Origin of the sequence: Legionella lansingensis (assembly GCF_900187355.1) — a bacterium.
Taxonomy (GTDB): domain Bacteria; phylum Pseudomonadota; class Gammaproteobacteria; order Legionellales; family Legionellaceae; genus Tatlockia; species Tatlockia lansingensis.
Genome location: NZ_LT906451.1, coordinates 928,362 through 937,093, shown reverse-complemented (window position 1 = coordinate 937,093; position 8,732 = coordinate 928,362). Strand labels below are relative to the sequence as shown.

Genomic DNA, 8,732 nt, shown 5'->3' with positions numbered 1-8,732 from the left:
TACCTCTGATTGAATTCCCTTTACACCGCATAACCTTGTAGATCATTAACTTGGCAAATACCCGAAAATCCCATTCGTCTGTATAAATATAGTACAAAACCAGATCAAATAATAAAGAGCGCGTCGTTCTTTTCGAATTTTTAACCATATTTCGAACAAAGTCTTACCTTAAGTCTGAATGACATTTTTCTAGTTGTTTATAATTTAGTATATAAGGATTAATTGCGGTGAGATAAAAGAGAAAATCCAGGGCAATTTGCGGGTTGAGGCCTTGGCCAGAATTAACAGTTTTATTTAAAATAATTAGTACAAATAAATACTTATATGGATTGTAAATGATAAATGAGAACAATTATTTTGACCATGATGCTGATATTGGCATTATCGGATACGGAAAGTCCTTGGAGGACAGCTTTGAGGAGGCAGCAGAGGCTACCTTTGCCTTGATGGGTGATTTATCAAAGGTTACTCCTAAAGAGTCTGTCTCTTTTGAATTTGAAGAAAGTGATGTTGAATTAGCCTTTATTACTTGGCTTAATTTACTCATCGCTAAAGCACAAGCTAATTATTTAATATTAGCCTCTTTTAAAATTAAAAGAATGAATAACCACTGGTATGGCGAAGGGCAAGGTGAACCGTGGCGTGATGAGATCGAACGAGGGATCGATGTCAAAGGAGCCACCTTAACCATGTTGTCTGTTAAACAAACTAACGGCCAATGGCGATCCCAATGTGTCGTGGATGTTTAGAGACGCAACAGGAGATTAATGTTCTATGGATATGACACAAATCAAACAACTTGATGAATATCGTTGGGCTCCAAAAGAGAAACAAGATTCAGTCATCCTGTATGGTACTCGAGAGCTCATTGAAGCCATGGATGAAAAAGTACGAGAGCAAATCATTAATGTAGCCAGTCTACCCGGATTGGTTGGTCATGCAATGACAATGCCGGACGCGCACTGGGGTTATGGTTTTCCTATTGGTGGGGTGGCCGCTTTTGATGCTAATCAAGGTGGCATTATCTCTGCCGGAGGTGTTGGTTTTGATATTTCCTGTGGCATTCGCTGTTTGCGTACCAATCTTTTCCATTCCGATATCTTGCCTTATCTGGCAGAACTCGCAGAAAAGCTATTCGAAAATGTTCCTTCAGGAGTCGGTTCGGTTGGGAAAATACGTTTATCCACGGCTGAGCTCGATGATGTCATGTCTGGTGGAGCTCTGTGGGCATTGGACAGAGGTTATGGGATCCATGAAGATTTAGAATATATCGAAGAAAAAGGTTGCATAGCAAAAGCTTCCCCAAAGGATGTCTCTGAGCATGCCAAACAACGTCAATTACGAGAAATGGGCACGCTTGGTTCTGGAAATCATTATCTAGAAATCCAACTCGTTAAACAAATTTATGATAAACAAGCAGCAGAAGCATTCGGACTTGTTGAGGATCAAATTTTAATTGCAATTCACTGTGGTTCTCGTGGGCTTGGGCATCAAATTGGCTCAGATTATCTTATATCACTTGCTAAAGCGGCACAAAAATTAAATCTCCATTTACCGGATAGAGAACTTGCTTGTGCGCCTATTCTTTCACCTGAAGGCCAGCAATACCTGGGGGCCATGCGTGCGGGAATCAACTGTGCGCTGGCGAATCGACAAATTATTGCCCATTTAACACGTGAAGCCGTAACAAGTGTACTTCCTAATGCTCAACTTGAAACCTTATTCGATGTTTCCCATAACACATGTAAGCTGGAAAAGCATACAGTGAATGGAAAAGAAAAAGAAATTTACATTCACCGCAAGGGAGCAACACGTGCCTTCGGACCTAAACATCCTGCTGTACCCCACCGATACAAAGAGGTTGGTCAACCTGTTTGTATCGGTGGAAGTATGGGAACAGGTTCGTTCATACTGGCGGGAAACTCCACCAATGATGCATTTGCTTCAGCTTGCCATGGAGCAGGCCGACAGATGAGCCGAAGGCAAGCATTAAAACACTGGCAAGGAAGAGCCTTAGTCGACAAATTAAGAAGTGAGGGCATTTATATCCGTAGTCATTCCATGCGTGGTATAGCCGAGGAAGCCCCTGGGGCTTATAAAGACGTCCATCAGGTTGTTGAAGCAACCGAATTGGCAGGATTAGCACGCCGAGTTGCTTTTTTGAAGCCCTTAGCTTGCGTGAAGGGATAATTAGCTATCTAGCCTATGCTGGAAAATTCATGAGACCACTCTTCTAGGATATCTCGGGGAGATTATGAGGAGGGAGCTCTCAAGATCTTAGCTTCGCTCTAGATTACAACTTTATTTTTGATGCTTACTCCAAGGACTATGTACTCAGTCCTAGAGCTTTTCTAATATTGAATTTAACATATAATGTAGAGTATGACGTCTACTTACTCCGATAGCCTGGCTTGGGCGCATCCCCTTGTCCGTGAATGGTTTATTAACAAATTTACTGCTGCAACAGAGCCCCAAAAACAAGGTTGGCCCCATATTCTCTCAGGCAATACCACACTCATTTCTGCACCCACAGGCTCAGGAAAAACATTTGCTGCCTTTTTGGTTTGCATCGATCATTTGGTACGTCAATCGGTAGCGAAAGAATTAACTCACCAAACCCAGGTGTTATATGTTTCACCTTTGAAAGCGTTAACAAACGATATTCAAAAAAACCTTCTTGGCCCGCTTACAGAAATCCAGGCACTGGCAAAAGCGCAGGGTTATACCATGGAAGACATTGAAGTGACCGTGCGCACAGGCGATACACTTTCTCGTGAAAGACAAGCAATGGTGAAGAAACCACCTCATATCTTGGTCACCACTCCTGAATCGTTGTATTTATTGCTTACGGCAGAAAAGAGTCGTGCCATACTGAGGGATGTCAAAACAGTCATTGTTGATGAAATTCATGCACTGGCAAATAGCAAACGAGGAACGCATTTATCATTATCCCTGGAGCGACTTGAGGCCATTTGCCTGCAAAAACCTGTGCGGATTGGTTTATCGGCTACACAAAAGCCCATTAAGTTAGTTGCTCATTTTCTTGCTGGTAATGATCGTCCACAGCCTGACATCGTAAACATCGGCTACGCTCGGCATTTAGACATTAAGATAGAAGTACCGTCCAGTGAATTAGGATCTATTACCTCGAATGAAATGTGGGATGAAATTTACGATCGTGTAGCAGAATTGGCGCGACAAAATCTTTCTACCTTAATTTTTGTCAACACCAGAAGATTAGCCGAACGCGTTGCTCACCATTTAGCGGAGCGATTAGGCAAAGAAAGCGTTGCTGCACATCATGGCAGCCTCTCTCGCAAGTTGCGATTAACTGCCGAAACAAGATTAAAAAATGGCGAGTTAAAGGCGTTGGTGGCCACTGCTTCCCTGGAATTGGGAATCGACATTGGGGCAATTGATTTAGTTTGTCAGTTAGGTTCTCCACGCGCAATTGCAGTGGCATTACAGCGCATAGGCCGTGCCGGCCACTGGCATGGTGCTATTTCAAAAGGACGAATTTTTGCCACCACTCGCAATGAACTTTTGGAATGCACTGCCCTCCTCCATGCTATTCGTGAGGAAGACCTCGATAAACTACTTATTCCAGAAGCACCATTGGATATTTTGGCACAACAAATCGTTGCGACCTGCGCAACCGATGATTGGCATGAACAAGCTTTATTTGAATTAGTGAAAAAAAGTTTTCCCTATAAACACTTATCACGAGAAAACTTCGATTCGGTCCTCAACATGCTCTCAGAGGGGATCGCTGGTTCTCGCGGACGATATAGTGCCTATCTTTTTCATGACCGAGTAAATGGTATTGTTAAAGCAAGACGCGGCAGCCGCTTAACAGCCATTACAAGTGGTGGGGCTATTCCTGAAAATGCATTGTTTACAGTGTTGGCTTCGCCTCATGAAGTCATGGTCGGGACATTGGATGAGGACTTTGCCGTTGAAAGTAATCGTGGCGACATCATCTTACTGGGAAGCACATCCTGGAAAATCAAGCGGATTGAGAGCACAAAAGGTCGCGTGTTGGTTGAAGATGCACATGGTGCGCCACCGACTGTTCCCTTCTGGCGGGGTGAAGCACCACCAAGAACGGATGAACTCTCTTTGCGAGTATCTAATTTACGCAAAAAACTCAACGAGATGCTCCCTGTAACGCTTTCTCCAGTTGAAGCCATTCAAAACCAACCTGAAGCGGCAAGTGCATTAGCGTGGTTAAAAGAACATTGTGGCGTTGATGATGCCGGGGCAGAGCAGCTGATTGAATATATTCTGGAAGGGCGAGCAGTTCTCGGGGCAGTGCCAACACAAGAAACCATCATTGCGGAGCGCTTTTTTGATGAATCAGGGGGAATGCAATTAATTATTCACTCTCCTTATGGAGCACGCATCAATAAAGCATGGGGCTTGGCGTTAAGGAAACGGTTTTGTCGTTCTTTTAATTTTGAGTTACAAGCAGCGGCGACAGATGACGGGATTAATATTTCCTTGGCTGAACAACATAGCTTTCCGTTGGCAGACGTATTTCGTTTCTTGCATCCAAATACCGTTAGCGATGTGTTGAGACAAGCCGTTTTGCAATCACCTCTTTTTGCCACACGTTGGCGTTGGGCTGCAACTCGATCCCTTGCATTGGTACGTTTTCGTCATGGTAGAAAAGTACCTCCCCATATACTTCGTATGCTTGCAGACGATCTTCTGGCCGCTGTTTTTCCGGATGCGGCGGCGTGTCAGGATAATTTAGCCGGTCAAGATATTGAACTTCCAGCTCATCCATTGATCACAGAAACCATAAAGGATGCGTTAACGGAAGCACTTGATATTGATGGTTTGACTAAGCTTGTACAGGGCATCACGGATGGCACTATAAAGTATTTAGCCATAGATACACCTGTCCCTTCTGTTTTTTCTCACGAGATTTTAAATGCCAATCCTTATGCCTTTCTCGATGATGCTCCACTAGAAGAAAGGCGGGCTAGAGCCGTGGAAATGCGTAGGGTATTACCAGAGTCCGTGCTTCGTGAAGTGGGTGCCTTGGATCCTGCTGCCATTTTAGAGGTCCAACGACAAGCATGGCCTGATATCAGAAATGCAGATGAATTACACGATGTTTTGCAAACACTCATTGCTTTGCCAATCGAGGTTAATCTAACGGAGGCACAAAAAATTCTGCCACAGTGGCAAACTTTTTTTACTGAACTAGTGAATCAAAGACGGGCGGGACTCGCCTCTTTTGATCATAAACAATTTTGGTTTGCAACAGAGAAGAAACAAGCGTTTACAACCATTTATCCAGATAGCATATCTCTAAATCAATTGCCGGATATTAAAGAAACCCCGGTTGATAGAGATACAGCCATTGTGCATATGATTCGTGGCTGGATGCAACATTTAGGTCCCATTAGTCAAGACGAATTGGCAAACACATTGGCTTTAAGGGACTTTGAAATCGAACAGGCTTTGCTGAATTTAGAATCCTCAGGAGCGATATTGCGTGGGCATTTTAGAAGCAGCACATCTCAAGAATGGTGCGACAGACGTCTCTTAGCAAGAATTCATAGCCTAACATTGGGCAAACTTCGTAAGGAAATAGAGCCAGTCACTGCTGCGCAATTCATCCGCTGGCTGACAACATGGCAACATCTAGCACCTGGCACACAATTGCGCGGCGAGCATGGTTTACTAGAGACTATTAAACAGTTACAAGGCTTTGAAATTCCTGCTAATGCTTGGGAAAAGCAAATCTTTGCCAAACGTATTGTTGATTATCACCCTGATCTACTTGATCGGCTTTGCTTAACTGGACTGGTTGGCTGGGGTCGCTTATCCCCACATCCTGCTTTGCTATCTCAGAGCACTGAAGAAAATAATAATACACATAACCTGCCGACTTCCCGTTCCCGGACTCGATCCGGGATCACCGTGGGATACAGCGAACTTGCCAGATCCATGGATCCCGCGATCAAGCCGCGGGAAGTCGGCGGTGAGCGAGTAAAAACTAATAGCCTTCTTTCGAGACACAAACGCATTTTACCTACCAGCGTCGTTCCCATTACGTTTTTTGTACGTGAGGAATCGGATTGGATGATGCCTCATCTCGATCTCGAAAACGCGAACCAACTCGTCTTAAGTCATGTTGCTCAGGATATCTATTCTTATTTAAAAGAAAGAGGAGCTTCTTTTTTTGTGGATATTGTGCAAGGAGTAAATCACTTACGCAGCGAAGTTGAAACAGCTTTATGGGAATTGGTCGCAGCAGGACTTATCACAGCCGATGGTTTCGATAATCTTCGTTCTCTAATTGATCCGCATCGTCGAACCGGAAGAAGGAGTAGGAGCATTTTCCGGCATGCGACAGGACGATGGTCGTTGTTAAATACTAAAAGATGTATCGCTAAAGACAAGCAGATTGAAGCCATTTGTTGGATGTTACTCAAGCGTTACGGTGTGTGTTTTCGGGAATTGATAACTAGAGAAAGAATTCTCCCAAGTTGGCGGGAGTTGCTCATCGCTTTTCGTCGCTTGGAAGATCGAGGAGAAATTAGAGGTGGGCGATTTGTGAGTGGTTTTTTGGGCGAACAATTTGCCTTACCTTATGCTGTAGATTCTGTGCGTGCCATCAAAAACAAACAGCCAGAAGGAAGCATTAACATCTCAGCCGTGGATCCTTTAAATCTGCTCGGTATCGTTTTACCTGGAGAACGGGTACCCGCATTCTCAGGGAAGAGTGTGTTGTTGACTGAGTAATGGGGATGACGATAACAAAAATAGTGTTGATGACAAACTTTTTTGATTCACTCAGTTACAATAGGCTCAATTGCACTTAAGTACTCCCCCTGCCCCCATTTTATACCCAAGCCTCGTAGAGCCTGCCATTGTGCTTCGGTCTCTATTTGTGTAGCAATCACTTTTATTCCCAATGTTTTCGCCATCTCATTAAAATAATGAATGAAAAACTGCTTGTTCTGGTTTTCAACAACATCCTGTAATAAACTGCCATGCAGTTTGACATAATCAATGGGTAATTCATTCAAGTAATGCATCGGTGAGAAATGGATGCCTACTTGATCAATACCTATGGTAATACCTAATTTTTGTAATGCTTTAACAAAAGTCAGGGCTTTTGAAAAATTTCTTAAAATGACGGTTTCATTGAACTCAATATGAAGTCTTTCTCTAAGCGTTTTAGACAATTGCTGTATTTTCTCTAAATAAGCGTTTCGATGATTGGGATTGATAATTGTTTCTTCAGTTAAATTTAGAGCCAATACATTGTCTGCTAATAAATTTGCGGCAAGCACTTTAGCCAAAACCACTTGATCAATGAGATGCGCTATGCCCGCTTTCTCTGCAACTGGGATAAAATAGCCAGCAGATAGTTGCTTTCCACTTTCATTGATGCGAATAAATACCTCTCGGTGGAAAAGGGTTTTACTGGAAGTGACCCTCTGACCAAATAACGAAAATCGTAGCTCGGATAATGCACTCATTATCATGTCACTGTTCATGCTAATGTCAGATTTGGGAAACTGAGCACTATAAGCCAATTTATTGGTCTCGCTCCTCGCGATTTTCAACATCCGATCGGCTTCAACAAGAAGTTCCGTAGGCGTTTGATGTAAGACATAAGCAGTAACCCCCAGAGAAACCTGACAAAGAGGATAATTTATAAATATTTTCTGCAACATCTGGTTGAATTCATTACACGCCTTTATAAAAACTTCCGGTTCACTTTCTCTTATTACAAGAGCAAAATTAGTACCGCTTATCCTGGATAAATTGAGTAAGGCGGAGGAGGACCAGAAGTTGGCGCAAGCTTTAGCCGTTTCACAAAGAATTTTATCCCCTTGTTCAAATCCTAGTTTTTTATTCACATGGTCAAGCCCGTCTACTGCGACCAAGAGCATAAAACCTGGGGCGAACTCTTCTTCATTATTCAGCATAGAAGTTAATTGTTCCAAAAAATAGCGGCGGTTGCCCAAGTTTGTTAAAGGATCTTGAAAAGATTGTTCACGCAATCTTTCCATCTGCTCCAACTGATCTTTAAAAATACGTTTAATTCTCTTTACCATGCGATTCATAGCCAACGTCACCTGCCTTAATTCAGGTGTTCTTGGAATATTCTTCTGCACTGGAAATTCACCCTGACAAATCCTATTAGCCTGTGCCCGCATCTCCTTTAATGGTCTCAACAACCAATGAATGAAAAAATAAACAATAAGTAGAGATAAAACAGCGAATAAGGCATACCAAACAACTAACTCAAGAGCATTGTACCATAGTGTGTTATAAGCATAACTGGGATCAGCAGCCACAGAGACCTCACCTACCTGATGCCATCCACTCATGATAATGGATGATTGCACAGCTGGGAGCCACTGAATCACTTTTATGAACCACCCAGGAATTTTGGGGCTTTGTGCAGGTTTCTCGTAGCGAGCTACCAATAGTTTCCCATCTATATCTCTGACTGCAATCATGGCAAAATCACCGCGATCGAACACAGCCTCCACCATTGAAAGCATCATTGCCTTGTCTTTATGAGTCAGAGCATGAGAGAGCGATAGACCAAGAGAAGTAGCCGTATCCTGTGCATTACTATTCATCTGTCGCATAAAATAATTTCGCTCGTTATTTAGGGTAATGACGTACGAGCCAATACATATTATTAGTAACAGAGTTAAGACCACGATGGACATCTTTTTAGCTAATGTCATGGA

The 8,732-nt window shown here is 43.0% G+C and carries 4 protein-coding genes; 3 read left to right on the top strand and 1 reads right to left on the bottom strand.

Features of this window, described 5'->3' with window-relative positions:
- Window positions 1-335 precede the first annotated feature (335 nt).
- The 3 genes from CKV79_RS04325 (at window position 336) to CKV79_RS04315 (ending at window position 6,759) form a co-directional block, all read left to right on the top strand.
- The gene (locus CKV79_RS04325; RefSeq protein WP_028374049.1) at window positions 336-749 is read left to right on the top strand and encodes an archease; all 414 of its coding nucleotides are present in this window, start codon (window positions 336-338) and stop codon (window positions 747-749) included.
- A 25-nt stretch (window positions 750-774) separates the two neighbouring features.
- The gene (locus CKV79_RS04320) at window positions 775-2,190 is read left to right on the top strand and encodes an RtcB family protein (RefSeq protein WP_028374050.1); all 1,416 of its coding nucleotides are present in this window, start codon (window positions 775-777) and stop codon (window positions 2,188-2,190) included.
- A 192-nt stretch (window positions 2,191-2,382) separates the two neighbouring features.
- On the top strand, window positions 2,383-6,759 hold the full coding sequence (locus tag CKV79_RS04315; protein WP_028374051.1) for a DEAD/DEAH box helicase: 4,377 nt from the start codon (window positions 2,383-2,385) through the stop codon (window positions 6,757-6,759).
- Window positions 6,760-6,806: 47 nt separating this feature from the next.
- Here the strand turns inward: CKV79_RS04315 and CKV79_RS04310 are convergent, their stop codons facing one another.
- Complete coding sequence (locus CKV79_RS04310; protein ID WP_028374052.1) at window positions 6,807-8,729, bottom strand: bifunctional diguanylate cyclase/phosphodiesterase; 1,923 nt, start codon at window positions 8,727-8,729, stop codon at window positions 6,807-6,809.
- Window positions 8,730-8,732: the final 3 nt, after the last annotated feature.

Coding starts and splice junctions, on each gene's coding strand:
- CKV79_RS04310 (WP_028374052.1), bottom strand. CDS start 8,729: ATGACATTAGCTAAAAAGATGTCCATCGTGGTCTTAACTCTGTTACTA.
- CKV79_RS04315 (WP_028374051.1), top strand. CDS start 2,383: ATGACGTCTACTTACTCCGATAGCCTGGCTTGGGCGCATCCCCTTGTC.
- CKV79_RS04320 (WP_028374050.1), top strand. CDS start 775: ATGGATATGACACAAATCAAACAACTTGATGAATATCGTTGGGCTCCA.
- CKV79_RS04325 (WP_028374049.1), top strand. CDS start 336: ATGATAAATGAGAACAATTATTTTGACCATGATGCTGATATTGGCATT.